Source organism: Sellimonas catena, from assembly GCF_027924685.1.
In the GTDB taxonomy this organism is placed as follows: Bacteria; Bacillota; Clostridia; order Lachnospirales; family Lachnospiraceae; genus Sellimonas; species Sellimonas catena.
In genome coordinates, this window is the sequence record NZ_BSBO01000009.1 from 40,191 (window position 1) to 63,004 (window position 22,814).

General features: G+C 46.5%; 24 protein-coding genes. 7 read left to right on the forward strand and 17 right to left on the reverse strand.

The window, feature by feature from the left end; translation table 11 throughout:
• Window position 1: 1 nt before the first annotated feature.
• From Selli1_RS05735 to Selli1_RS05755, 5 genes are all read right to left on the reverse strand, one after another.
• The gene (locus Selli1_RS05735) at window positions 2–937 is read right to left on the reverse strand and encodes an iron chelate uptake ABC transporter family permease subunit (RefSeq protein ID WP_281872498.1); all 936 of its coding nucleotides are present in this window, start codon (window positions 935–937) and stop codon (window positions 2–4) included.
• Window positions 938–975: 38 nt separating this feature from the next.
• Complete coding sequence (locus tag Selli1_RS05740; protein ID WP_281872473.1) at window positions 976–1,980, reverse strand: ABC transporter permease; 1,005 nt, start codon at window positions 1,978–1,980, stop codon at window positions 976–978.
• A gap of 141 nt (window positions 1,981–2,121) precedes the next feature.
• A complete protein-coding gene (locus Selli1_RS05745; RefSeq protein WP_281872474.1) occupies window positions 2,122–3,024 on the reverse strand; it encodes a LysR family transcriptional regulator in 903 nt (300 codons plus the stop codon).
• A 120-nt stretch (window positions 3,025–3,144) separates the two neighbouring features.
• Entirely contained in the window at window positions 3,145–3,741 is a 597-nt protein-coding gene (locus Selli1_RS05750; protein ID WP_281845481.1) for an HDOD domain-containing protein, read from the reverse strand.
• A 77-nt stretch (window positions 3,742–3,818) separates the two neighbouring features.
• A complete protein-coding gene (locus Selli1_RS05755) occupies window positions 3,819–4,742 on the reverse strand; it encodes an AraC family transcriptional regulator (RefSeq protein ID WP_281845434.1) in 924 nt (307 codons plus the stop codon).
• Between the two features lie 155 nt (window positions 4,743–4,897).
• Between Selli1_RS05755 and Selli1_RS05760 the strand changes: the two genes are divergently transcribed.
• A complete protein-coding gene (locus Selli1_RS05760; protein WP_281845435.1) occupies window positions 4,898–5,671 on the forward strand; it encodes a protein-ADP-ribose hydrolase in 774 nt (257 codons plus the stop codon).
• A gap of 94 nt (window positions 5,672–5,765) precedes the next feature.
• On the opposite strand, the gene Selli1_RS05765 is transcribed toward Selli1_RS05760, so the two are convergent.
• The 6 genes from Selli1_RS05765 to Selli1_RS05790 are packed head-to-tail and all read right to left on the reverse strand — an operon-like array spanning window position 5,766 to window position 12,294.
• Window positions 5,766–6,722, reverse strand: a complete 957-nt coding sequence (locus tag Selli1_RS05765; RefSeq protein ID WP_281872475.1) for a carbohydrate kinase family protein — start codon at window positions 6,720–6,722, stop codon at window positions 5,766–5,768.
• A gap of 28 nt (window positions 6,723–6,750) precedes the next feature.
• Window positions 6,751–8,100 (reverse strand): glycoside hydrolase family 32 protein, encoded by a 1,350-nt coding sequence (locus Selli1_RS05770; protein WP_281872476.1) that lies wholly within the window; start codon window positions 8,098–8,100, stop codon window positions 6,751–6,753.
• 40 nt (window positions 8,101–8,140) lie between these two features.
• Window positions 8,141–9,241: an ABC transporter ATP-binding protein gene (locus Selli1_RS05775; protein ID WP_281872477.1), complete on the reverse strand. Its 1,101-nt coding sequence runs from the start codon at window positions 9,239–9,241 to the stop codon at window positions 8,141–8,143.
• 4 nt (window positions 9,242–9,245) lie between these two features.
• On the reverse strand, window positions 9,246–10,097 hold the full coding sequence (locus Selli1_RS05780) for a carbohydrate ABC transporter permease (RefSeq protein ID WP_087169002.1): 852 nt from the start codon (window positions 10,095–10,097) through the stop codon (window positions 9,246–9,248).
• Window positions 10,069–10,968: a carbohydrate ABC transporter permease gene (locus Selli1_RS05785; RefSeq protein ID WP_087169001.1), complete on the reverse strand. Its 900-nt coding sequence runs from the start codon at window positions 10,966–10,968 to the stop codon at window positions 10,069–10,071. The genes Selli1_RS05780 and Selli1_RS05785 overlap by 29 nt, the downstream gene beginning before the upstream one ends.
• A gap of 3 nt (window positions 10,969–10,971) precedes the next feature.
• On the reverse strand, window positions 10,972–12,294 hold the full coding sequence (locus Selli1_RS05790; protein WP_281872478.1) for a sugar ABC transporter substrate-binding protein: 1,323 nt from the start codon (window positions 12,292–12,294) through the stop codon (window positions 10,972–10,974).
• A gap of 317 nt (window positions 12,295–12,611) precedes the next feature.
• Here Selli1_RS05790 and Selli1_RS05795 point away from each other — a divergent pair, with 317 nt between their 5' ends.
• The 4 genes from Selli1_RS05795 to Selli1_RS05810 all read left to right on the forward strand — a co-directional run bounded on the left by Selli1_RS05795 (window position 12,612) and on the right by Selli1_RS05810 (window position 15,407).
• A complete protein-coding gene (locus Selli1_RS05795) occupies window positions 12,612–13,637 on the forward strand; it encodes a LacI family DNA-binding transcriptional regulator (protein ID WP_138373619.1) in 1,026 nt (341 codons plus the stop codon).
• A gap of 178 nt (window positions 13,638–13,815) precedes the next feature.
• Window positions 13,816–14,157: a PadR family transcriptional regulator gene (locus Selli1_RS05800; RefSeq protein ID WP_191427882.1), complete on the forward strand. Its 342-nt coding sequence runs from the start codon at window positions 13,816–13,818 to the stop codon at window positions 14,155–14,157.
• A complete protein-coding gene (locus Selli1_RS05805) occupies window positions 14,150–14,815 on the forward strand; it encodes a hypothetical protein (RefSeq protein WP_281845440.1) in 666 nt (221 codons plus the stop codon). Before Selli1_RS05800 ends, Selli1_RS05805 begins: the two co-directional genes overlap by 8 nt.
• A gap of 82 nt (window positions 14,816–14,897) precedes the next feature.
• Window positions 14,898–15,407: a nitroreductase family protein gene (locus tag Selli1_RS05810; RefSeq protein ID WP_191434474.1), complete on the forward strand. Its 510-nt coding sequence runs from the start codon at window positions 14,898–14,900 to the stop codon at window positions 15,405–15,407.
• Window positions 15,408–15,544: 137 nt separating this feature from the next.
• On the opposite strand, the gene Selli1_RS05815 is transcribed toward Selli1_RS05810, so the two are convergent.
• The 6 genes from Selli1_RS05815 to acgA form a co-directional block, all read right to left on the reverse strand.
• Window positions 15,545–17,002 carry an ATP-binding protein gene (locus Selli1_RS05815; protein WP_191427879.1) on the reverse strand — a complete coding sequence of 486 codons (1,458 nt, stop codon included), beginning with the start codon at window positions 17,000–17,002 and terminating at the stop codon, window positions 15,545–15,547.
• Window positions 17,003–17,137: 135 nt separating this feature from the next.
• Window positions 17,138–18,058 carry an SIR2 family NAD-dependent protein deacylase gene (locus Selli1_RS05820; protein WP_281872479.1) on the reverse strand — a complete coding sequence of 307 codons (921 nt, stop codon included), beginning with the start codon at window positions 18,056–18,058 and terminating at the stop codon, window positions 17,138–17,140.
• Window positions 18,059–18,068: 10 nt separating this feature from the next.
• Window positions 18,069–18,689 (reverse strand): 4Fe-4S binding protein, encoded by a 621-nt coding sequence (locus Selli1_RS05825; RefSeq protein ID WP_281845443.1) that lies wholly within the window; start codon window positions 18,687–18,689, stop codon window positions 18,069–18,071.
• Window positions 18,668–19,564, reverse strand: a complete 897-nt coding sequence (locus tag Selli1_RS05830) for a zinc-binding dehydrogenase (protein ID WP_243128556.1) — start codon at window positions 19,562–19,564, stop codon at window positions 18,668–18,670. Before Selli1_RS05830 ends, Selli1_RS05825 begins: the two co-directional genes overlap by 22 nt.
• Window positions 19,565–19,667: 103 nt before the next feature.
• Complete coding sequence (gene acgM / locus Selli1_RS05835) at window positions 19,668–20,705, reverse strand: radical SAM/SPASM domain protein, ACGX system (RefSeq protein WP_087168994.1); 1,038 nt, start codon at window positions 20,703–20,705, stop codon at window positions 19,668–19,670.
• A gap of 139 nt (window positions 20,706–20,844) precedes the next feature.
• Complete coding sequence (acgA, locus tag Selli1_RS05840; protein ID WP_087168993.1) at window positions 20,845–21,090, reverse strand: ACGX-repeat peptide; 246 nt, start codon at window positions 21,088–21,090, stop codon at window positions 20,845–20,847.
• A gap of 195 nt (window positions 21,091–21,285) precedes the next feature.
• Here acgA and Selli1_RS05845 point away from each other — a divergent pair, with 195 nt between their 5' ends.
• Together Selli1_RS05845 and Selli1_RS05850 are read left to right on the forward strand one after the other, a co-directional pair.
• A complete protein-coding gene (locus tag Selli1_RS05845; RefSeq protein WP_138373614.1) occupies window positions 21,286–21,615 on the forward strand; it encodes a winged helix-turn-helix transcriptional regulator in 330 nt (109 codons plus the stop codon).
• A 16-nt stretch (window positions 21,616–21,631) separates the two neighbouring features.
• Window positions 21,632–22,741 (forward strand): MBL fold metallo-hydrolase, encoded by a 1,110-nt coding sequence (locus Selli1_RS05850; RefSeq protein WP_138373613.1) that lies wholly within the window; start codon window positions 21,632–21,634, stop codon window positions 22,739–22,741.
• Window positions 22,742–22,814: the final 73 nt, after the last annotated feature.

The window sequence follows — 22,814 nt, forward strand, 5'->3', positions numbered from 1 at the left end:
CTCAAACCCTCCGTCTTGTCAGCAGCAGATACAGGAAATAGAGACCGCCGCCCACTGTAATAAACACGCTGACCGGAATCGAATAGGTAAAAACGTGTTCCACAATCAGCTGTCCTGCAACCAGTACGATCGTTCCAAACAGGGCACTGCCGAGGCTCAGCTGTCTATGCCGGAATGTCTGCAGGAGCTGCCTTGACAGGTTGGCAATGATCAGTCCCAGAAATGAGATCGGTCCCACCATTGCTGTTGCCACCGCGATACAGATCGTAACTCCAAGCAGAAGCCTGCGGATCGTCCGGTCATAATCTACACCCAGATTCACCGCCTGCTGCCTTCCAAGCGTGATGACATCCAGAAGTGCCAGATCTTTTCTCAGAACAAAAATCAGAACTCCCAGAACCACCACGGAAAACAGAATAATCTCCGAGTTGACATTGCTGAAACTTGCCACAAGCGTGCTCAGCAGATTGTCATATTCATTCGGATCCATCACTCTTGTAAGTGTCGACTGGATGCTGGAGAAAAACGAGGTCAGCACCGTCCCGATCAGCAGTACGTACAGGACGTTATAGTTTGTCTTTTTGAAAAGCCAGCCGTAGATCACCGTTGCCGTAATCCCCATGATGACGAGGTCCACCGCAAACGATAGATTTGCATTGTTTGCAAGAACGCTTGTGGATCCCGCGCAAAATACCACCGCCGTATGAATCAGGGTATAAAGGGAATTCATCCCAAGCAGACACGGGGTAACGATAGTATTGTTGATCACCGACTGGAACACCAGGGAGGCGCCTCCGATGACGAAAGCAGTGATAACCATGACAATCAGCTTTGGCGTCCGCAGTTTCAGGGCATAGAAAAAGAGTCTCTCATTGTTAAAATTAACTTCCACCAGCATGTATGCCGCTGCCGCCACTACCGCAAGCAGGGCCATCATCACCAGTTTCTGTATGTTCCGATAGTATGCTTTTGTCCTCACGCTCTGTCACCTCCGTCCAGTCCGGTCACACATTCCGCACATCCGGCCGCGCCGCCCGTCCGGAACGTTACCGCTTTTCTTCCGTGCTTTAACCGGTATAGCAAAAGCCCGATAAAAAGAAGGCTTCCGAGGATGCCGATGACCAGTTCAATCGGCAGCTCATACGGAGCAATCACAATTCTTCCGATCATGTCGCATACCAGAACAAAGAGCGCCCCAAACAGGGCTGTATCCACAAGGGTTCCGCGGATCTTGTCGCCTTTAAACATGGCGACGATATTTGGCACAATCAGGCCGATATAGGAGATTGATCCCACGACCACCACAACAGATGCTGTGATCATCGCCGCAATGGTAAGTCCCATGAAAAGGACGAAATTGTACGGTACTCCAAGATTTCTGGAAAAATCCTTTCCCATTCCCACAATGTTGAAATGGCTTGCAAAGAGAAACGCAAGCACCACCAGCGGCACAACCAGATATACAATCTCATACCGTCCCCGCATCACAAGGGAAAAATGTCCTACCAGCCAGGACGACAATGCCTGTGTCATTTCATATTTGTAGGCAAGATAATTGGTGATTCCACCGATTACGTTTCCGAACATAATTCCGACAAGCGGCACCATCACCACATCTTTAAACTGGATTTTCTGGATAAACCATACGAAAATCCACGTTCCCAGAATCGCCGCCGCAAAAGCAAACAGCGCCCTTCCCCATAGTGTGGATTTTGGCATAAACAAAAGTGCCAGAAGAATCCCGAACTGAGCCGAAGATATGGTTGCTCCCGTTGTCGGCGAAACAAATTTATTCATGCATAACTGCTGCATAATCAGTCCTGCGGTGCTCATGCCGATTCCCGTACACAAAATCGCAAGCAGCCTTGGCATTCTGGATACCAGAAAGATTTCCCACTGCTTCGCATCTCCTGTCAAAAGCTGACGCAGATCCATGTCCATGACGCCTACAAACAGCGACAGAAAAGACAGGACAATCAAAAGCCCCGCAAGAATGATTGTTAGTTTTCTTCCTTTAATAGCTGAATCCCCCTTCCTTGGTTTGTTGACGAAACCGATTATAGCACGGATTAGTTTTAACTAACCAATATCGATTTGGAATGGGTTTTTCTGCTTCTTCAGTTATAGCTTCTCTCTTAATTTTTCTATAAATTCAACGCATGGACTGCTCAAGATATGCTGTTCTGACGCGACATAGCCAACCGTAAGAAATGGTTCACAGTCTTTGACTGTCAGTGTTTTGATTCCGTGTCCTTCATACTGGTTCGTGAGAAACTTCACGCCCATCCCGCAGAGATCGGTCGTACTGAGTGCATGGATCAGGGCATACTCGCTGTTGGTACAGATGACATTGTTGAGCATTTCCCGGCTGATGATCCCAAGGCTTATTGTCTCCAGATGATGTTCCATCGAGAAATAATCCCTGGCTCCACTGACAAACCGCAGCTTGGGAAGTTCCGAAAAGCGGACTTCGCTGCGCTCGTACAACGGGTTGTTCTTTCCCACGTAAAGGCACAGTTCTCTTGTGGCCAGCGGATGGAACTCCAGCTTTTTGTGGGTGAGGATATGCTGAAACGCCGCCAGCTGGTTCTGCGCAATAAAGACAACACCCATCTCAGAGATTCCGGATTTGACATTATCCGTGATTTCTTCCGCCGTCCCCTGAAGATGTTCAATCGTATAGTTTTCCTTTGTTTCCTCATAAAAGCTGACCAGAATCCCTGCAAGCAGATTGCTTGGAAATGTGGAAACTTTCAGCCTTGCTCCCGGATTGACGGATACGGTACTGTGAATCAGCTGGGCATTTTTCAGGATATTCTGGGCGTACTCTTTGATCATCTCCCCAAAAGACGTCAGCTGTATGCCTTTGCTGTTTCTTACAAAAAGCTCCCGCCCCAGTTCTTTTTCCAGACTTAAAATGACTTTACTTACATTGGGCTGCGATGTATACAGACACTCTGCCGCCTTATTAAAGCTTCCCTTTTCACTGGCTGCTACAAAATATTCTAACTGTTTGATTTCCATTTTGTTCTCCTTATAGTTTGTCTTAACTAACTATATCTGAAACAAACCCGGATCGCAAGAATTATTTCTGTTTTTTATTGTGCAGGGATTCCCGTCCGGAGGCTGTTATTTTCCCTCCTGCTAAAAACTGTTTTCAACAACTCCCGGGAGAAGGTCATAAATCGATCCGCCGATTTTTCGTTCAAACATCTCCTTGATTTCCAGTGTTTTCTTCCACCTCGGTACGGTAGCGGGTTTTGTCCCGTACCGGACTGCCACGTCCACAAACCGCTTCTCCAGAAGGCAGAATCCGGTCGGAAGCGCCAGCGCGTCGCACAGCTGTACCAGTCTGTCGTAATCATCGTAGACGGCGTGCTGAATAAACTGTTCCATGAACCGGTAGTCCTCTTCCGATACGTCGAAAACACCGATTGACGTCTGGATATCCTGGATCATAAATGCATGGGAAATGCAGATCTGCGCCGCCTTTTCCCAGCCTCGTTCCATACAGTAACGGTAACCGTCAATCAGGTGTTTCTCCGAGCTTCTCCCCGCATACCGTCCAATATCATGCAAAAGTCCAAAACAGTATGCCTCGTCCGGTGATAATCCGGGACAGCAGGCTGCTATATTTCTACATGCCTGAGCAACAAACCGGGAATGTGCCACCCAGTCTCCCGGATTTAATTTCTCTGCACGTTCCAGTTCCTTTTCCGCTGTTTTTACATTCAGTTCCATCATCTCATCCCTCTCTGTTTCGCATCATTTACTGTTATGATAACGCCGCAGTATCCTTGGATGATATCTTTTTTCCGTCACTTATTGGTAAAATCCCGCCATCGATCTCTGTATGCAAGTGGTGACACTCCCTGATACTTCCGAAATACTTTACCGAAATAACTGCCGCTTCCCATTCCGCAGTCCAGAGCAATTTCCGTGATAGACTTCCTGCCTTCCTCCAGCATCCGGCACGCTGTCTGAATCCGGAATCCCGTCAGGTATTCTGTCGGTGTCATCTGCAAACATTTCCGGAAAATCCGGTAACATTCCCTTTCGCTGACAAATGCCGCAGCCGCAATCCCGGAAACAGTCAGTTTTTCTGCATAATTCTCCTGAATATAGCTCATCATCTGCTTGATCTGTTCTTTCGAGCGGTCTGCCGGTCCCGGATATTTCTGTTTATGTAGCACCGATTGATTCTGCCGGAAAAGTTCCAGCCAGATTTCCGACAGGGCTTCGCGGATCTGAAGTTCATACCCACTTTCTTCTTCCGGGATCTGAAACGCCTGCCGGATCATGTGAAGAATCTTCTGCTGCTCCGGGTTTTCCGGGGAAAGGCAGATCAGCTCCAGCTCTTGTGAAGAAATCAGCGGCGTCACATATTTTTCTCCGATCCGGCTGCTGTAATTCCCCGCAACCAAAACCGGATCAAAAATGTGAAGAAGCTGCACGTTCTCTCTGCCCTCTTTCTGAAATTTCGTCATATGCAACACATTGGAATTCACCATCCCGCCCGATCCGGCCGAAAATTCTTTCACCCCTCCGGGTGTATGGTAAGTCAGTGTCCCGCTTTCTATATAAAACAGTTCCACCGCCTTATGCCAGTGCCATGGCACAAAGGATTCCCGATAAGCGTTTAATTCCGCCCTTGACGCAATATAAGGGAATTCCTCCGTGAATCCTTCTATTTTCTCTTCCCTGCTTCCCGTATAAAACTGAAGGCCTCGCGTAATCTTCATTGTGTGTTTCCTCCTTCTTTCAGTGTACCATATTTTAAAGAAATTCTTCATGTATTTTATTGTAACTATTGACATTACATCTGCTCTCTGCTACACTTTCCCTTGTAAGCAAAACGATTACATCTATTAATCATAAACAAAGGAAGTAAGAATTCATGAACCAGAACGAACGAAGACAATACCTGATTGAAACCTTGTTAAAAGAGGAACCGTCTTACCGGACCATGCAGATTCCATCCGGAGAAGAAAACCAGAAGATGCTTCTGCGTGCCCTTTTGAATGTCCGGCCGCCGCGCGAAATCAGCGAAGAATTTCTGAACGTTCAGGATGCCTATCTTCAGGAAGAGACCCGGAAAAAGGGAATCACTGATCTTACGGATCTGACTCCTGTCTCAGACGGCATTTATCTTTGGCAGGGCGATATTACGACGCTGAAATGCGATGCCATCGTCAATGCGGCAAACAGCGGCATGACCGGCTGCTACGTCCCGAACCACCGCTGCATCGACAACTGCATTCATACATTCAGCGGCATACAACTGCGCCTGCTCTGCGGCACCATCATGGAAAAACAGGGGTATCCGGAGCCGACCGGGACGGCTAAGCTGACACCGGCCTTTAATCTTCCGTGCCGGTACATCCTTCATACCGTCGGTCCCATCGTATCGGGTCGCCTGACCGAGACACACTGCCGTCAACTTGCGGACTGCTATCAATCCTGTCTGGAACTTGCCGCAGGCCACGGGTTACACAGCGTTGCTTTCTGCTGCATCTCCACAGGAGAATTTCATTTTCCGAATGACAAGGCGGCTGAGATTGCCGTCCAAACCGTCCGGGAATTTCTCGCAAAAGATACCAGTGTGAAGAACGTGATCTTCAATGTATTCAAAGATCTGGATCGGGACATTTATACAAGACTTCTTGCATAACGCCTTTTCTTGAAAAACGAATTTTGACACTGCCGGACAAAAAACAAAGCCCGTAAAGCCTTCTAAAACCAGGACTTTACGAGCTCTGTCAATATTAACTAAAATTTCCCTCGATTTCTTCTCTTGACGGCATCACGCGCAATGCACCTCTTCTTGTTGTGATCACCGAAGCTGCGCTGTTGGCAAACATCAGCATTTCTTTCAAATATTCGTCTGTAAGTTGTTCCAGCCCCTTTTCCAGAATCCCATTCAGTATACATCCACAGAATGTATCCCCGGCTCCGGTTGTCTCTATCGTGTCCTCCCGTAGAATCGGAGGTACCTCTATCATATTCCCCTTATAGTAAGCTCTGCTTCCTGCTTTTCCCATAGATACAAGTACAAGCGGAATCCGGTATCTGTTGTTCAGCCACTCCACACCTTCTGTGTAGTCCTTTTTCCCGGTCAGCCAGGTAATTTCATTATCTGAGATCTTCAAAATATGGCAGTGCTTCAATCCCCATTGTATCTGCTCTCTTGCCTCATTCAGATCGTCCCAGAGGGGTGCCCGCAGGTTTGGATCGAAGGAGATCATGCATCCAGCTTGTTCTGCGATCTGTACTGCTTTTCTGGTAGCATTCCTTACCTTTTCATGGGTCATGGAAATGCTTCTAAAATGAAAAATTCTGGAATTCCGGATCAGCTCTTCCGGAATCTCCTCTTCTGTAAGCATCATGTCTGCTCCTGGATTTCGATAGAAGGAGAACTCCCTGTCCCCACCCGGAAAGGTATGCACAAGAGCAAGGGTCGTATGGATCTTTTCATCCATACGAAGATACTGAGCATCGATTCCCGCTTCTTCCAAAGCGGTCTTCAACCGTTCTCCAAAAACGTCTTTTCCGACTTTCCCGATAAAAGCTGTATTTCGTCCAAGCTTTGAAAGCATGGCAAGGACATTACAGGGTGCTCCTCCGGGATTTGCCTCGAACAAGGGATTGCCTTGACCGCTGACCCCGTTTTCTGTAAAATCAATCAGCAGTTCTCCCAGTGCTGTCACATCATATTTTTTCATAGTCCCTGCAGCAGAACCAAAGTCCGCCTTACTCCTCTCCCCGTGTTCTTTCATCATGTTCCTTCAGTGTATACAGATGTACTGTTTTTTCAATGTTTACCTTAATAAAATCGCCGATTCCATACACTGCATTACTGATCACATACTCTCCGTCATTGATATAAACTTCAATCAGATTCTTATCTGCCAGTACCTCAATCCGACATCCGTTTGTAAGTTCCGGTGTCTCAGATACAAGATGCGCTCCCTTAATGGAAGGATATACTGCTGTCCGATCTGTTTGAATCCTGTTTCCTTTTCTTTTGATAAGGAAACCGCCGATATCTGCCTGCTCCCCGTCCTCCAGATCAAATACCGCCATGTATCCGTCTTTTGAAGCACAGGAAATATCTGTGATTTCTTTAGAATATGCCGCCCTCACATTCGGATGTATTCGGAAATAAATATGATTTCCCTTTCTCTCTACAATTCGCGGCAGGCAGAACATTCCAATCCAGCCCTCCTCCGCCGGTTTCGGCATCCGGATCCATCCTTCCATAACTCTTCTCCCCTCCGGGTCAAGAGTGGTCTGAGGGGCATACAAATCCATTCCATAGTCTGTAAACTGGTACTGATCCGGTATCTCCATCCGGCAGGTACTCTCCGTAAATTTCGCCGGAAAACATATTGACTGATTGGTCTCTTTTTCTCCGTTTTTAAGCAGTCCCATCGGGGAAACCATCAGTACGCCGCCCCCTTCTGTTTCAAAGAAATCCGGGCATTCCCACATCCATCCATAATCCGGGCCTTTCCATGCTTTATTCACATAGGTCCATGTATGCAGATCCTCACTCTGGTAAAAAAGGACCTCTCCATACTTTTCTTCCATTGTACTTCCCAGAATTAGATACCATCTGTCTTTTCCTTTCCAGATTTTGGGATCTCTCGTATGTGTCCGGTCGCCGATCTTTTTATCTGTAAGCGGAGGAATGATGACTGTTTTTCCCTCTTCATTGTCGAAGTGGAATCCGTCCTCGGAAGTAATCATAAGCTGGGCAGATTCGAACTGTTCATCCAGACACGTATGTGGATCTTCCGGATTCACAACCTCGTAGCGTACGCCGGTATAAACAAGATACAGTTTTCCGTCTTCCTCTATAGCACTTCCGGAAAAGCATCCGTTCCTGTCTTCGTGGGTAGATGGATAAAGTGCCACTCCCCGATGTTCCCATGTTACCAGATCCCTGCTCACTGCATGGCCCCAGTGCATGGTTCCCCAGCGTGGTTCATACGGGAAATACTGATAAAACAGGTGATAATATCCTTTGTAGTATATGAAGCCGTTCGGATCGTTGATCCAGTTATCCGGCGCTTTCAAGTGCAATCGCTGTCTTTTCATAGCTTCCTCCATGTCTATCTTATCTTTGTTTGACCGGGGATCACATTTCCGTATAGTTGATTCCCGTCTCCTTGTCAAAGAAATGCATCTTTGACGGCATGAACACGAAATCAATCCGGTCCCCGATCTGACTGATTTCATATTTCGATACTCTCGCCACTGCCTGTGTTCCGCCGAAGTTGAAGTACAGGTTGTTTTCATTCCCCATCACTTCCGTATCCGTGATGACCGCATACTGCTGGTTGTCACTGTGAAGATCCATATTCTGAGCATCCATCTTGATATCCTCACCGCGGATTCCAAGTACCATTTCACCCTGGTGTCCACCCAGTTTTTTTGCCATTCCCTCTGATAAAGTGATTGTATTTCCATCGGCGAATTTCACCGTATTTCCGGAAACAGTGACATCAAAGAAGTTCATCTGAGGGGAGCCGATGAATCCGGCGACAAACTGATTCTTCGGATGATCATAAAGTTCCATAGGCTTTCCAACCTGCTGGATAATTCCGTCCTTCATAATAACAATCCGGTCTGCCATGGTCATTGCTTCCACCTGGTCATGCGTAACATATATTGTGGTTGCCCCCAGTTCTCTGTGGAGCTTACTGATCTCCGTCCTCATGCTGACGCGAAGTTTAGCATCCAGATTTGAGAGCGGTTCATCCATGAGGAACACTTTCTGATTTTTTACAATCGCACGCCCGAGAGCAACTCTCTGCCTCTGTCCTCCAGACAGATTTTTCGGTTTACGATGGCGGTATTCTTCCAATCCAAGGATATCAATCGCCCAGTCGACCTTTTTCTTAATCTGGTCCGCCGGCATCTTCATATTCTTCAATCCGTATCCGATATTTTTCTCCACCGTCATATGCGGATACAGAGCGTAGTTCTGAAATACCATGGCAATGCCGCGGTCTCTTGGCGCCACTTCATTCACTTTTTTCCCGTCAATATAGAGTTCTCCTCCGGTGATCTCCTCAAATCCGGCAATCATACGTAATGTTGTGGATTTTCCGCAGCCGGACGGACCTACAAAAGCAATGAACTCTTTTTCTTCAATATCAAGGTTGAAGTTTTCTACTGTATTTTTATCTGATCCAGGATACATTTTACAAATATTTTTAAATTCTATAAAACTCATCTTCTTATCCTTCCTTTGAACCTGTTGATGTTACGCCTTCCACGATCTGTTTTGAGAACAAAGAGTAGATGATAATAACCGGAATCGTAACAAGAGTGATAACTGCAAGTGTCTGTCCCATCGTTGTATTTTCATTCGATGTGATGGAGTTCAGGCCGATCTGAGCCGTCAGCAGATCACTGGACGTAAATACCAGTGACGGCCAGAGGTAGTCATTCCACACATTCAGGAATGTGAATACGCTGACTGTTGCCACAACTGTCTTGGACATAGGCAGAACCATGGTGAAAAAGTATTTTACCGGTCCACAGAAGTCAAGCTGTGCCGCCTCATACACATCGTCCGGCAGACTTACGAACACCTGACGGAACAGAAAGATATTAAAAGGATTCACAATCAGCGGAAGAATATATCCTACAATTGTATTCAGCAGCCCTGCCTTTGCAATAATCAGAAAGTGAATGGTGATGACTGTCTCTGTCGGCACAATCAGCAGCATAATGATAATCATAAGCCACTGGTCACGGAATGGAAACTTGATTTTTGCCAGCGCATATCCTGCAAGTCCATTTACCACAATACTTAAAAGAATGAGAATTGCCGCATAAAAGAGCGTATTCGCCATATATCTCAAAAAGCTCGTATCGGTGATAATGGAAACATAGTTTTCAAAGAAATTTCCGTCAGGTGCCGGAGGGATAAATGCCGCAACCGAATTCATGTCAGCGGTGATTGCCGCATCCGGCTTAAAGGAGTTCGCCAGCATCCATATTACAGGAAACAGGAAGAAGATTGACAGGATCAGCAGTACTGCTACCAGGATCCAGTTAATTCGCTTTTGCTTTTTTGTTAACATGCTTTCTCTCCTCCTTGTCCTTAGTCAATACATTTTGAATAATCGTCAGCACTACGACAAATACGGTAAATACAACTGCCATCGTAGACGCAAGACCCATTTCCCAGTTCACAGTACCTGTCTCGTAAATATCGTAGACGATCGTGTAGGTCGAATGATCCGGACCTCCTCCGGTCATAACCATCGGCTGAACCAGCATACGGAACGCGCCGATTGTAACCGTGATGAACACGAAGATACAAAGAGGTTTCAGTTCCGGAAGCGTAATATCTTTGAACTTCTGCCATGCACTTGCATGATCCATCTCCGCCGCTTCATAGAGTGCAGGATTAATATTCTGCAGACCGCCAAGGAAGATGATCATCTGATATCCTACACCCTGCCACACACTCATGATGGCAATAGACGGAAGCGCCTGGTCTGCACTGTGGATAAACGGCTGCGTGTCAATTCCGAAATTCGCAAGCAGTGTGTTCAGTATCCCTTCCGGGCTGTAAATCTGCATCCATAAAGTAGATACAACAGCCAGAGACATTACAACAGGTACAAAAAACGCAACTTTAAAATATTTCTTACAGTGCGCGGCTTTGTTGATCGCAAGAGCAAGCAGCAGCGCTCCGCCGCACTGAAGAGGTACGATGATAACTACAAATTTTACAGTATTCAAAAATGACTGTACAAACAATTCGTCTTTAAAAATATTAATATAGTTTTCCAGCCCTACAAAATGTGTCAGCTCAGGGTTCAGCGCAAAGTAGTCTGTGAAGCTGAATCCGAAAGTCAGAAGCATCGGCAGGAACAAAAACAACGTGAGCAGTACAAGTGCAGGTCCGAAAAACGCCATTCCCATAATTGAATTTTTCTTTTTCATTGTTTATTTCCTCGTATAACGTTCCAGTTTCGCATCAATTCGTTCCACCGCCTTGTCAAGTTCGGACGAGGCGTCTTTTCCGCCAAGTGCCACACTTTCAAGCACTTCCTGAAAAGAGGTGCTCACCTGCGGGTATACCGGCGTCTTTGGCCGCGGGTGGCCATAAGTACTCAGCTGTTCATATAGTGCGCTGTAGTTTTCGTCCGTCTGGAAAACATCGATGCTCTCGAATGCCTCGTAGGTGGATGGAAAGCTTTTCGCCATCTCCCAGATCCGGATCCCGCTGTCCACACCGCTCATCCATTTGACAAGCTCGGTCGCTCCTTCAATCTCCTCCGTCTCCGATGATGCTGCAAATGCCCAGGAACCTGTCGGCGTATAAGTTCCGCCGTCCCAGTTGTCATTTACAACATAAGGTGCGACTCCAAGGCTGATGTCCGGATAACTCGTGTAAACAGTGTTGACTTCCCATGCCCCGTCAAATTTGAAAGCGGCTCTTCTACTTTCAAACAGATGGTCTATTGGAGCTTCCGCCATGTATTCGTTGTCAACTATTGTCTGAAAATACTCCATTGCTTCAACTGTCGTTTCTGAGTTGAAATATCCATCTGCGGTCAGTCCATCGTCACTTACCAGTTCTCCCCCTCCGGACCAGACGAACGGGGCAAAGTAATAAATACTCGTTTCCCCTACCGGAAAAGTCATATCCAGCGGATAGCCGTTTTTCTCTTCCATAACCGGTTTCAGTTCTTCCAGAATATCCAGAAATTCCGACCATGTCCATGGATCATCCATCTCCGGCACTTCGATACCTGCTTCCTCGAGAATATCTTTATTGTAATAGAGACCAACACTTGATTCCATTACTCCCAGTGCATACAGCTGATCATCGACCGTCCCCTGTTCAATAATGGAAGGAAGATATTCACTTTTCTCTTCTTCCGTCAGATCGGCAAGCGGCTGAATAATTCCGTTTGCAGCATACGCTGATATGTTCGGTCCGTCTACTGTAAGTACATCCGGAAGTCCTCCTGCCATGACAGATGCATTGACTTTATCCGAATATCCGCCTCCGCTGTCATTCCTTGGCACAAACTCTATATCCGCAAAATATTTTCCGTCGTATGCCTCATTGAAACTTTCGACCGACTCTTTGTAAGCCTCTCCCTCTTCCGTATCCTCAATCGAGTGTACCCATATGGATAAATACTCTTCGCCTTCATCGTAGCCGGCAATCTCTCCAGGTTCTGGATCCTTCTGCCGGCATCCTGCGAGGCATGTCGAAGCAAGAAGTATACCTGTCAGGATCAGCAACCGCTTTCTCATCCCATCTCCTCCTTTTTCATTTGATATTTTCATAAAAAACAGTTTTGTTACCGGTTAAGTAACCGGTTCCTTTAATGCAATCATAGTCCTAACTAACACAGATGTCAATCAAAAAATACACTTTCGTCATATCTGCTATTTTTCCCCCGTACTTTCTGTACACATGTCACAAAACCGGTGTCGTTACCGGTTACTTTATTGATTTCTGTCAATTATATCTGATATAATGAGTGGCAAGGACTTTTACAGCATCCGGTATTTCACCACTGTTTATCCTGACATTTATTTTTATCATGAAGAGAGGAAGGGATTACTACATGAAAACAAAGAAGGTCACTTTTGCCGATATTGCATCCTATACCGGCTTTTCCAAAACAACGATCTCCCGCTATTTCAATAATCCGGATTCCCTTACGTTAGAAAATCAGCAGAAGATCGCAGATGCTCTTGTAGCACTAGATTATAAAGAAAATAAGGTTGGAAGGATACTGGCAAGCGGAAAAACGGAATTCGTCGGCATTATCATACCAAATCTGTACCTGCATTATTATTCAGAGATGCTTAATCAGATCCTGGCTACATACGAAAAATACAAGTATAAATTTCTCGTATTTGCGGGCAATGACAAAGCAAACGTAGAGCGGGCATATATAAAAGAGCTCCTCGCTTACAATATTGAAGGGCTCATTACTCTAAGCGGAACGATTCCTTCACAGGAACTTGCTTCCTACAATATCCCTGTTGTTGGGATTGAGCGGGAAGACCAGTATATCTCCAGTGTGAATACAGATAATTATATGGGAGGTGTACAGGCCGCAAGTCTGCTCAGAAAGAGTGACTGCGATATCCTGATCCATGTAAACAGTGATCTTCCGGACACGATCCCTGCTTCTGGCCGAATCAGAGGTTTTGTTGATACATGTAAAGAAAACTCCCTGCCTTATGAACTCATTCTTACGCATCTTGGCAATACATTTGAAGAAAACAAAGAACGGATTTCCGGCCTTGTGGATCAGCTTGAAAGTAAATATCCCGGCAGGAAGAAAGGGGTATTTATGCCTAATGATACCCACGCAAATGTGCTCCTGAATATTCTCTTTCAAAAATACGGGAAACTTCCGGAAACATATCAGATCATCGGCTTTGACGATTCTCCGATTTCCAGAGAGGCCGTCATTCCTATGAGTACAGTTGGCCAGCAGATCTCTGTCATCGCCAATGAAGCAATGAACATTTTGTCCGCACAGATGGCAGAACGTAAGAAAAGACGGCCGGAACCGTTAAAAGAACCGGTGCATAAGATCATTCCGCCGATATTGATCAGGCGCGAAACAACAGTATAACACTACTCACCTGACACTTTTTCCGAAACCGGATACCGGAGATGCTTGCCGTATCCGGTTTTTTCTTTCTTCTTTCCCTCATTTTCTCTCATTTACTCCTGTTTCTATTGACACATCCGGTATTTTGTATTACCATATACTCAAGCTATTTGGTATTACAAAATAGGATGTGATAATTATGATCTCGACGCAGATGTTGAAAGGAACACTGGAGGGCTGTATCCTTGGCATCATCCGAAAAAGAGAAACATATGGATATGAAATCTCAGAGGCACTTGGACAGTACGGCTTCGGAAAGATTACGGAAGGAACCATCTATCCGATTCTCCTGCGGCTGGAGAAAAATGGAATGATCCGTGCCACTTACCGTCAGTCCGACGTAGGTCCGAAGCGCAAGTACTATTCACTGACGGAAGATGGGGAGACGGAGTTTCAGTCTTTTCTGACAAGCTACCGGGAATTATCCGCCGCTGTCGCTGCCCTGCTTGCCGATGTGAAGGGAGGAAATGATGATGAATAAAAGAAAAGCGTTGCAACAGCAGAATAATCATTATGAGAAGCAACTGCCGAAAGAAACACGGCAGATCCTGACCGATATTGTCGTCTATCTGAAATCCTTTCCGATCAGTGAATATCAGGTAGAACTTGTCCGGCTGGATATTACACGGATGTTACTGGAAGGAGCTGCAAGAGGGGCTTCTGCTTCCGAAGTTCTCGGAGAGGACTACAAAGAATTCTGCAAAGGCATTGTAGCAGAACTTCCGCCGCGGACGCCTTTACAGACGATCGCTTACCATGCCGACATTCTGTTCCTTGGCCTTGCGATTCTGATGCCGCTCTGGATGGTCACCGGACTTCTTGACAGCGTACAAAACGGCGGCAGCATGATCCACGTTCCGGTCTCCTCGGGAACGATTTCCGCAACTTTGATCATTCTCGTCGTTTCTTACGCGATTGTACAGTATATTTGCAAAACTTCTCTCAAAGACGAATCCGAACAGGCTCGCCGGAAGAACCGTTTCCGTTTCATCCTGATCCTGTTCTTTGCCGTCCTGGTCTGCATGGCGCCGGCAATTCTGTTTCGGAATACCGTCCTGAACGTGCATATCGCCGTCTACATTGCAGGATTTGTGATCTGCTTCTGTGTACACAAACTGCTGGCTGCGTATACGGACTGATTTGCTTGCCGGCACATCCGGCGTTATAATAAACGTAATCAAATTGTTCAGAAATTGTCTTTAGAGGAAAGGAGCATTTAGTATGAATTGTTCGGATGTAATCCGTGAAAGAAGAAGTATCCGCAAATATAAAGAACAGGTTACGATCCCTCAGGAGGATTTTGAAAAGATGCTGGAAGCTGCCATGATGGCGCCAAGCGCATGCAACACAAGGCCGTGGGAATTTTTCGTCATTACCAACCGTGATACAATGGCCAGACTTCAGGAAGCTCATCCTTACACCAGTATGCTTACCACCGCCTCCGCTGCCATCGTTGTCTGTGGACGGCCGGATCTCCAGGAAGGTAAATGTGGACCTTACTGGCCGCAGGACTGCGGCGCAGCCATTGAAAATCTTCTCCTTCAGGCAAAAGATCTCGGATACGGCACCTGTTGGTGCGGCTGCTATCCTGCCATGGACCGGGTGGAAAAAATCCAGGAAATTTTGAATACTCAGAGTATTCCTGTATCAATCGTAGCGGTCGGCGTTGCAGATGAGACACCTGCGGCAAGAGGGGGATTCGATCCGGACCGCGTGACGTATATTCGGTAAGAACTTTACTCTAAAAGGAGGGGAGGGACAGAAAGCTTCTCTTTTGGAAGCCTTCTGTTCCTCCCCTCCTTTTTAGGGAAATACAAAGTGGCTTTTATATTGTCCATTCAAAAAATATTTGTTCAAAGGCAAAATAGTCACATTCCATTCTTTCCCTCTGCTTCCGTCTTGCCTAAGATATAGAGAAATGCAATGGCCGGTACACGCAAAATCGGTACCATTGTTTCGTGCCTGGTAATACCAAAATCGTCCAGGCGTTTTGTGATTAAAAAGGCGTTTGTTACTTTGGATTTTTCGTCCTTACACAACTCTACAATGGCATCTGTCTCCGCAATGTGGGATTGATTACGATATTTTACTTCACAGAGAATCTTCTGGCGAGGAAGTTCCACTACCACATCAACCTCTTTCTTATTATCCTTTGCCTTTCTGAAATATCCCAGTTGTGCCGGACTGCCCTGATAGAAGGAAACCATATGCTTGTAAACAGTTGTTTCCACCATTGCACCAAGTTCCTTTTCATCCGAAAGTACATCGTCAATCATCAGCACAGCATTACGGATAGCCGCATCAGCGACAAATATTTTCGGTTTCCCTTTTAGCGAACCTTTGCTTCCCACATTCATCGGCTTTGCCAGATAAATGAGATTGGACATTTCCAATGCCTTGATATAACTATCAATTGTTGTGATCGAGATATTCTCCAATTCCTTGGCTGCGGTAGTTGCATTAAAAATCTCCGTAGAATTCATACACAGGTAGAGAAACAGCTTTTCCATCAGCAAAGGACTTCGTATATTAAATAGCGACAGTACATCGCGCTTAATAACTTTATCAACCACATCTTCTCGCAGCATCCTTTGGGCATAGGCATCATCGTCCGATAATACCAGCTCCGGAAAGCCTCCAATCATAAGATAACGGTTAAAATGATTTTGCAGCGGAATAAATTTATTCATCAAATCACCAAGTTGTGCCAAACCATAGCCTGGAAGCTCTGATAGACGTAAATCCTCCGGCAGAAGAGGCAAGTCCAGATCAAGTAACCTGCAATACTCATAAAATGACATGGTAGGTATTTTGAGAACACTCCATCGACCTGTACCGCTGTCTGCAGAACCCTTTTCTAAAATAGGACTGGCAGATCCTGTGGCAATCAGGCGAATATCCTTTCTGCTATCATAGATCACCTTCATCCAAAGTTCCCAATTTTCAGTATACTGCACTTCGTCAAAGAAAATATACTGTATGCCTTCGATAGGATACATAGATTCATAAATGGACAGCACATTTTCCACATTGACAAGTTTCAGAATCGGATTATCAAAAGTAGCGTACAAAATGTTTTTAGGATTGACTCCCTCATCAATCAGATGCTCAATAATCTGATATAAAATTGTCGTCTTACCTACACGCCTCATACCAGACAAAACGGCAAACCTCCGGATGCTCTTATGTGTAAGCGTTTTCAGAGCTTCATAATATGCCAGCCTCTTTTGAGGCTTACTTTCTTCCTTTATAGCAGAAGGTGTACGCCACCACGGATTATACTGTTGCAATACTTTTATAACCTGTTCATCACTTACAATTGCCATAATACACCTCCATAATATTATTATTCCGTTGGAATTCAACTACTATACAATTCATTTTTCTTTTCCGTTTACAAAGTATATTATAGCAATAGTTTTAGCAAATTGCAAATCATACTATGGAAATAGTCCACGATTTTACTTTAATTTTTTCAATACCTCCCCAATATCCCCATCCACGCAGACCGACCGCTCCGCAATCGGTTCCGGTGCCGCAGCCTCCCCGTAGTTTACGCAGGCATAAACTGCATTCGGGTTTTGATTTGTTTTCTGCCAGAATGGGTACTTGATGATTCCCGGAGTATTAAATCCGACTCCAAGCTCCAGAAACAGGATCTTTCCATTCTGGTGTCTGCGCAGGAAATCCGCATACCGTTCTGCTGCCCGGTGCCATCCTTCATCTTCCACAAAGGTATCGTCTGCGCGCAGATTCATTGCCATCGGTTTCCCGCATTTCGGACAGTAAGGGACAAGTTCCGACGGGATCTGCCGTTTTGGCACTGTTCCATCCGTCAGAATCAGTTCTCCATTCTCTGCAATCTCAAATCCCTGTGCCTGTACCATTTGCCGAACCACTTCTTCATTTTCATAATTTTTCGGATGGCACGGCTTACTGCACTGGAACAGCCCGTAATCCCCCTGGGTGTAGAAAAGGCGGTGTTTCTCAAATCCTGCCTTCTGAAAACAGTGATCTACGTTGGTAGTCAGAACAAAATAGTCTTTGTCTTTCACCAGATCGAGCAGTTCGTCATAGACCGGTTTCGGTGCATCCATATAGCGGTTGATCCAGATATAGCGGCTCCAGTATGCCCAGTGTTCCTCCAGCGTATCATATGGGTAAAATCCGCCGGAATACATATCATGAAATCCATAGCGTTTCTCAAAATCAGAAAAATAGTTCCTGAACCGTTCTCCGGTGTAGACAAATCCCGCGGAAGTGGAGAGGCCGGAGCCCGCGCCGATAAGCACACTCTCCGCCTCATTCAACGCTTTTTTCAGTTTCTCTATATTCATTTCCCCGGACTCTCCCGGTTTTTTCGACCACAATCTTGATAACATCTTTCTCACCTCATACTCGTTCTATTGCCGATACCGGACAGTGCTCAGAACAGTTTCCACAGTGCAGACAGTGTTCCGGACTGATGTGATACGGTGTTCCTGCATCTCCCGTTGTAACACACCTCTGCGGGCAGACCGAAACGCAGGTGCCGCATCCGATGCACGAATCTGTAATCCGGTATCCCTTTTCTTTCTCCCTGCCATTTCCAATGACATAGGTTTCCCGGAAAATCGGATGTACACCCAGATGGAAATATTCGATCTGAGCGTCCCGGATTTCAAACACAATTCCAATTTCTCTTGTATTTCCCGGATAGACGTTTTCCAGATACGGCTGCTCCCGGAAAATCGTATCGATCCACTTTTGCTGTTCCTCCTGAGAAACCGGCTTTGCCTGTGCCGACAGCCGGATCATTTCCTTATACCGTGTATAGCCCAGGATCTGCACCCTTCCGTCTTCCAGAAGCTCCCTGTAAAAATCTTTCCCTCTGGCGGTAAAGAAATACAGAGCATCCGGCTCATAGTGAACTGCGCTGATGTTTCTCACCTGCGGGTTACCCTGTGCGTCCACGGTGGCAAATGCCAGCACACCGACATATTCCAGTTTCTTTAAGCACGTCTTTGCATCCATATCTCTTCTCCTTTTCTTTCTGATATTGTCACCACAATTTTTCCATTGACTTTCCCTTGTTCCATTGCCATGCACGCCTCCCGGATTTCAGAAAACGGATAGATGTTTCCAATGCAGGGACGGATCCGGTGAATATCAAAGAAGTCCAGGATTTCCTGCATGACTGTCTGATCCGGCTGGTTACTGTAAAAGCCTGTCAGATATACTCCGTTTGGAATTCCCTTGATCGGATCAAATCCATTCCATACGCCGGTTCCGCCCAGAATCCCGGTATCACAGACAATGCCGCCTTTTTGTACACAGCGCAGTGTATCCGAAAGAGTTTTCGGCCCGACCAGTTCCAGTGCTTTGGAGGCTTTTGGGATCGCATCGGAAAGTTTCCCGATATCCAGCACGGCAAGATCTGCATCCTGCAGCAGTTTTAATTTTTCTTTCTTATGTGTCGTTGCAATTACCTGACAACCGAGGGCTTTTGCGATCTGAATGGCCGCATAGCCAAGGGCACAGGTGGCACCGCGTACCAAAAGCGTATCTTCCGGCTTCAGATTCAGCCCCTCAAAAAGGGAACCCCAGGCGGTAAAATACGTCTCCGGTACTGCCGCCAGTTCCTCCCACGGAAGATCCGAAGAAACTGCAAAGACATGATGCGAAGGCAGCAGGACATATTCCGCATAACTGCCGTCAAAACTTCTCCCCATGCCTCCCATCAGCGCCGCAACTTTCTGCCCGGTTTGGAACCGGCTGTCCGAAGGATCGACAATTTCTCCGACGCACTCGATCCCCGGAATCACCGGCTTTTTGATGTAATCCGCACGAATTTCGCTCTGTCTTAAAATCTGCTCCGAATGATTCATCCCGAACGCATGAATCTTCACAAGCACCCAGCCTGGCCGGACTTCCGCACCGGAACCTCTGTCAGACAGACCGCTTCCGCCCTGGTCGGCTCACTTAAAACAACTGCTTTCATCCTTTCCGGTATCATGCCGATACCTCCTTCCAGCACTGCGGATCCGCGGCATAGAAATTTCCATCCTGTCCGCTTGCGACAGCCGGGCATCCGCGGCACCATGCCAGAAGCTCACACTTTGCACATTTTTCAAATTTCGTATAGTCCCGGTACTGCTCCATCTGACAGATCCAGACGTCTGCAATCCGGTCCGTAAAAACATTTCCGACTTTGCTGTTCTGGACTCTGCGGCACGCATAAATATCTCCGGTCGGAAGAATCGTCAGGTGGCAGTTTCCACAGTTGCATCCGCCGTAAATCATGCCTTCTTCTGCTGCCTTCGGAATCTGAAATTCTCCTGTTTCATATTCATACAGTGTCCAGAGGTGGTCCTTCTTGTTAAAATACGTCTGGCATCCCGCTGCCTCGTACTCTTTGAATTTCCGGTCGCAGTCTTCCAGAAGTTTCCGATAGCGCATCGGCTCAATTCCCACATCTTTCTCCTCGCTGGTCGGGCAGTATCTTGCAAACGCAAAGACATCTGCTCCATGTACTGCAACCGTATCGATAATGTCCGGGATTTCGTCGATATTCGTGCCGGACACCGTTGTCATAATGACCGCGCGTATCCCTGCCTTTTTGATACAGTTAATCTTTTCCAGTGTAATATCAAAGCTTCCCGGTTTACGGAACCAGTCGTGCGTTTCTCTCATTCCGTCCAGGGAAAGCTGATATTTCTCACAGCCATATTCCTTCATCTTCCGGCAGTTCTCATCATTTAAATGAAACGGATTTCCCAGAATGGTAAATGGAATCCCGTTCTCCTTCATCAGGCCCAACAGTTTCCAGAAATCCGGATGAAGAATCGGGTCTCCTCCGGTAATATAAAAATATGGCAGGCGGTGATACACCTTACAGAAATCCAGACAGTTATAAAAAGTTTCCTTCATCTGCTTCCATGTCATCTGGTCCAGTTTTTTGCAGTTATCCTCTGAAAAAATATAGCAGTGCTTACATCTCTGATCGCACTCATCTGTGATATGCCACTGAAAAGAAAAATACTGTTTCATTTCCTTGCTCCTTCCTCTTCCTATCATCCCGCTGTGATCTTTCTATGTCAATCGGCCTCTTGCCGAATTTCTTCTTCATTGGCTCCCCGGAGGCCCAGGCCTTCCGGGAAGTCCGCGTCCGTTTTCTTCTTCCAGCTTCCTATTTGTCAGCTGCTCCACATGCGGAACCACATGCAGACGGTGTCTCTTCCGGCTTGTCAGCTGCTCCACACGCAGAACCGCATGCAGATGGTGTCTCTTCCGGTTTGTCAGCTGCTCCGCACGCTGTGCCGCATGCTGCCGGTGTTTCCTCCGGTTTTCCTGCTGCCCCGCACGCCGTACCGCATGCAGATGCCGGCGCCTCTTCCATTTTTTTGCTCCATCCAAACAGATTCAAAAGTGACATATTCTGTTCCTCCTTTTTTTGTCGTTAAACGTCTTCCTGTTTGCAGTTTTATTGTACTGCCGGGAACTTCCTGAAAAAAGTACGCACTAATCTATTACTTAGTTACCTTTTTATAACCCCTGGATTCAACTGGCATGTTACATTCAAATCTGATATAATATTTCCAGCAAAACTATTGAGATGAGGTGACGCCAGATGATGACAAAAGAAGAAATGCCGGCCTGTCCTGTGGCAACGACAGTACAGCTGATCGGAAGCAAATGGAAGCTGTTGATTCTGAGAAATCTTCGGATGCGGCCGTGGCGTTTTAATGAACTGAGAAGAGACCTTGAAGGAGTCAGCCAGAAAGTGCTGACAGACAGTCTCCGGGCGATGGAGGATGACGGGATCATCACAAGAACAGTTTATCCGGAAGTGCCGCCGCGGGTGGAATATGCCCTTTCCCCTCTTGGTAAATCCATGGAGCCGATTCTTGATGCCATGGAACAGTGGGGCAGTGCATATCAGAAAATGATGAACGAATGATACGGGAGGTACATACATGATCAGAAGTTTTTTACCTGTTGGGCAGGGTGCCTTTTATACAGAACAGTTTGACTGCGGAGTCAATGTTGTCTATGACTGCGGTTCATCCACAAGCAGGTCCGCTATCGAAAAGCAGATTGCCTGCACGTTTGAGTCCAGGGAGAAGATTCAGGCAGTTTTTATTTCCCATTTACACGAAGATCACATCAACGGACTTCCATTTCTGTTATCCCACTGCTGTGTGGAACGTCTGTACCTTCCGTTCCTGACGGAGGAAGAAATCCTTCTGACCAGGCTCATTGCCCGGCTGGAAAATACAGAATCGGAATTTTTATCCAAACTTATCGTGGATCCTTATGGGGCAGTGCAGGATTACACCCTTCCTGTCGATACGCAGACTCCGGAAATCTTTTATGTGATGCCGCAGGATTCCAGCCGCAGACCGGGCGGCAATGTCGGTGCTGTTCCTTCCGGCAAGGCAGTGGATCTGACTGTGTCCGATACAGACTCCGACTGGGGTTATGTGCCTTACAATTTCCAGAATACCCGAAGAAGCAAGGCATTTTTCCGGGGCTTGAAGAAAAATGGATATGATAAAAAGACATTGCAGGCCTACCTTGAGACATCCGATATCTTCTCCTATGACTGGGATGATATTAAACGGATTTACCAGAAATACGCACCGGGAAGTCTCAATTCCAACTCCCTTGTCGTATACTCCGGGCCGCTTACGCCGGATCACCGCCAGATCCGCCCGTACCGCTTTTTCATGCCGGATCTGACAGAACCACAGTCCGGTCGCAGGACCGGCTATCCGGACGGCTGCCTGTATCTGGGCGACTACGACGCCGGAACAAAAGAAAACTGGGACGCACTCACCGGAGAACTCTCTGCCTACATGCCGTCTGTCGGCACCGTACAGGTTCCACATCACGGTTCCATGCACAATTATAACGAAGAACTTTCCTGCGGGCAGTTTGTCCTGATCATCAGCGCAGGATACCAGAATAAATACAAACACCCGCACACAAAAGTTTTAAAAGATATGCTGATGAAAAAAGTCATACATTTCTGGGTAACCGAACAGGCTGGAAGCATGGTACAGTTCCAGATTGAAGAAAAATAGAGGGATTTTAACCATTTTGGGGACGTGTTCCGATGCACCGGAACACGTCCCCAAAACGCAAAAAACGCCCGAA

Excerpts from the sequence above, each read along its gene's own strand:
- Selli1_RS05790 (WP_281872478.1), bottom strand. The coding sequence starts at position 12,294 with ATGAGAAAGCGGTTGCTGATCCTGACAGGTATACTTCTTGCTTCGACA.
- Selli1_RS05755 (WP_281845434.1), bottom strand. The coding sequence starts at position 4,742 with ATGAAGATTACGCGAGGCCTTCAGTTTTATACGGGAAGCAGGGAAGAG.
- Selli1_RS05750 (WP_281845481.1), bottom strand. The coding sequence starts at position 3,741 with ATGGAACTGAATGTAAAAACAGCGGAAAAGGAACTGGAACGTGCAGAG.
- Selli1_RS05800 (WP_191427882.1), top strand. The coding sequence starts at position 13,816 with ATGATCTCGACGCAGATGTTGAAAGGAACACTGGAGGGCTGTATCCTT.
- Selli1_RS05785 (WP_087169001.1), bottom strand. The coding sequence starts at position 10,968 with ATGAAAAAGAAAAATTCAATTATGGGAATGGCGTTTTTCGGACCTGCA.
- Selli1_RS05815 (WP_191427879.1), bottom strand. The coding sequence starts at position 17,002 with ATGGCAATTGTAAGTGATGAACAGGTTATAAAAGTATTGCAACAGTAT.
- Selli1_RS05760 (WP_281845435.1), top strand. The coding sequence starts at position 4,898 with ATGAACCAGAACGAACGAAGACAATACCTGATTGAAACCTTGTTAAAA.
- Selli1_RS05745 (WP_281872474.1), bottom strand. The coding sequence starts at position 3,024 with ATGGAAATCAAACAGTTAGAATATTTTGTAGCAGCCAGTGAAAAGGGA.
- Selli1_RS05765 (WP_281872475.1), bottom strand. The coding sequence starts at position 6,722 with ATGAAAAAATATGATGTGACAGCACTGGGAGAACTGCTGATTGATTTT.
- Selli1_RS05845 (WP_138373614.1), top strand. The coding sequence starts at position 21,286 with ATGATGACAAAAGAAGAAATGCCGGCCTGTCCTGTGGCAACGACAGTA.
- Selli1_RS05795 (WP_138373619.1), top strand. The coding sequence starts at position 12,612 with ATGAAAACAAAGAAGGTCACTTTTGCCGATATTGCATCCTATACCGGC.
- Selli1_RS05820 (WP_281872479.1), bottom strand. The coding sequence starts at position 18,058 with ATGTTATCAAGATTGTGGTCGAAAAAACCGGGAGAGTCCGGGGAAATG.
- Selli1_RS05825 (WP_281845443.1), bottom strand. The coding sequence starts at position 18,689 with ATGGATGCAAAGACGTGCTTAAAGAAACTGGAATATGTCGGTGTGCTG.
- Selli1_RS05810 (WP_191434474.1), top strand. The coding sequence starts at position 14,898 with ATGAATTGTTCGGATGTAATCCGTGAAAGAAGAAGTATCCGCAAATAT.
- Selli1_RS05780 (WP_087169002.1), bottom strand. The coding sequence starts at position 10,097 with ATGTTAACAAAAAAGCAAAAGCGAATTAACTGGATCCTGGTAGCAGTA.
- Selli1_RS05735 (WP_281872498.1), bottom strand. The coding sequence starts at position 937 with ATGATGGCCCTGCTTGCGGTAGTGGCGGCAGCGGCATACATGCTGGTG.
- Selli1_RS05805 (WP_281845440.1), top strand. The coding sequence starts at position 14,150 with ATGAATAAAAGAAAAGCGTTGCAACAGCAGAATAATCATTATGAGAAG.
- acgM (WP_087168994.1), bottom strand. The coding sequence starts at position 20,705 with ATGAAACAGTATTTTTCTTTTCAGTGGCATATCACAGATGAGTGCGAT.
- Selli1_RS05850 (WP_138373613.1), top strand. The coding sequence starts at position 21,632 with ATGATCAGAAGTTTTTTACCTGTTGGGCAGGGTGCCTTTTATACAGAA.
- acgA (WP_087168993.1), bottom strand. The coding sequence starts at position 21,090 with ATGTCACTTTTGAATCTGTTTGGATGGAGCAAAAAAATGGAAGAGGCG.
- Selli1_RS05770 (WP_281872476.1), bottom strand. The coding sequence starts at position 8,100 with ATGAAAAGACAGCGATTGCACTTGAAAGCGCCGGATAACTGGATCAAC.
- Selli1_RS05775 (WP_281872477.1), bottom strand. The coding sequence starts at position 9,241 with ATGAGTTTTATAGAATTTAAAAATATTTGTAAAATGTATCCTGGATCA.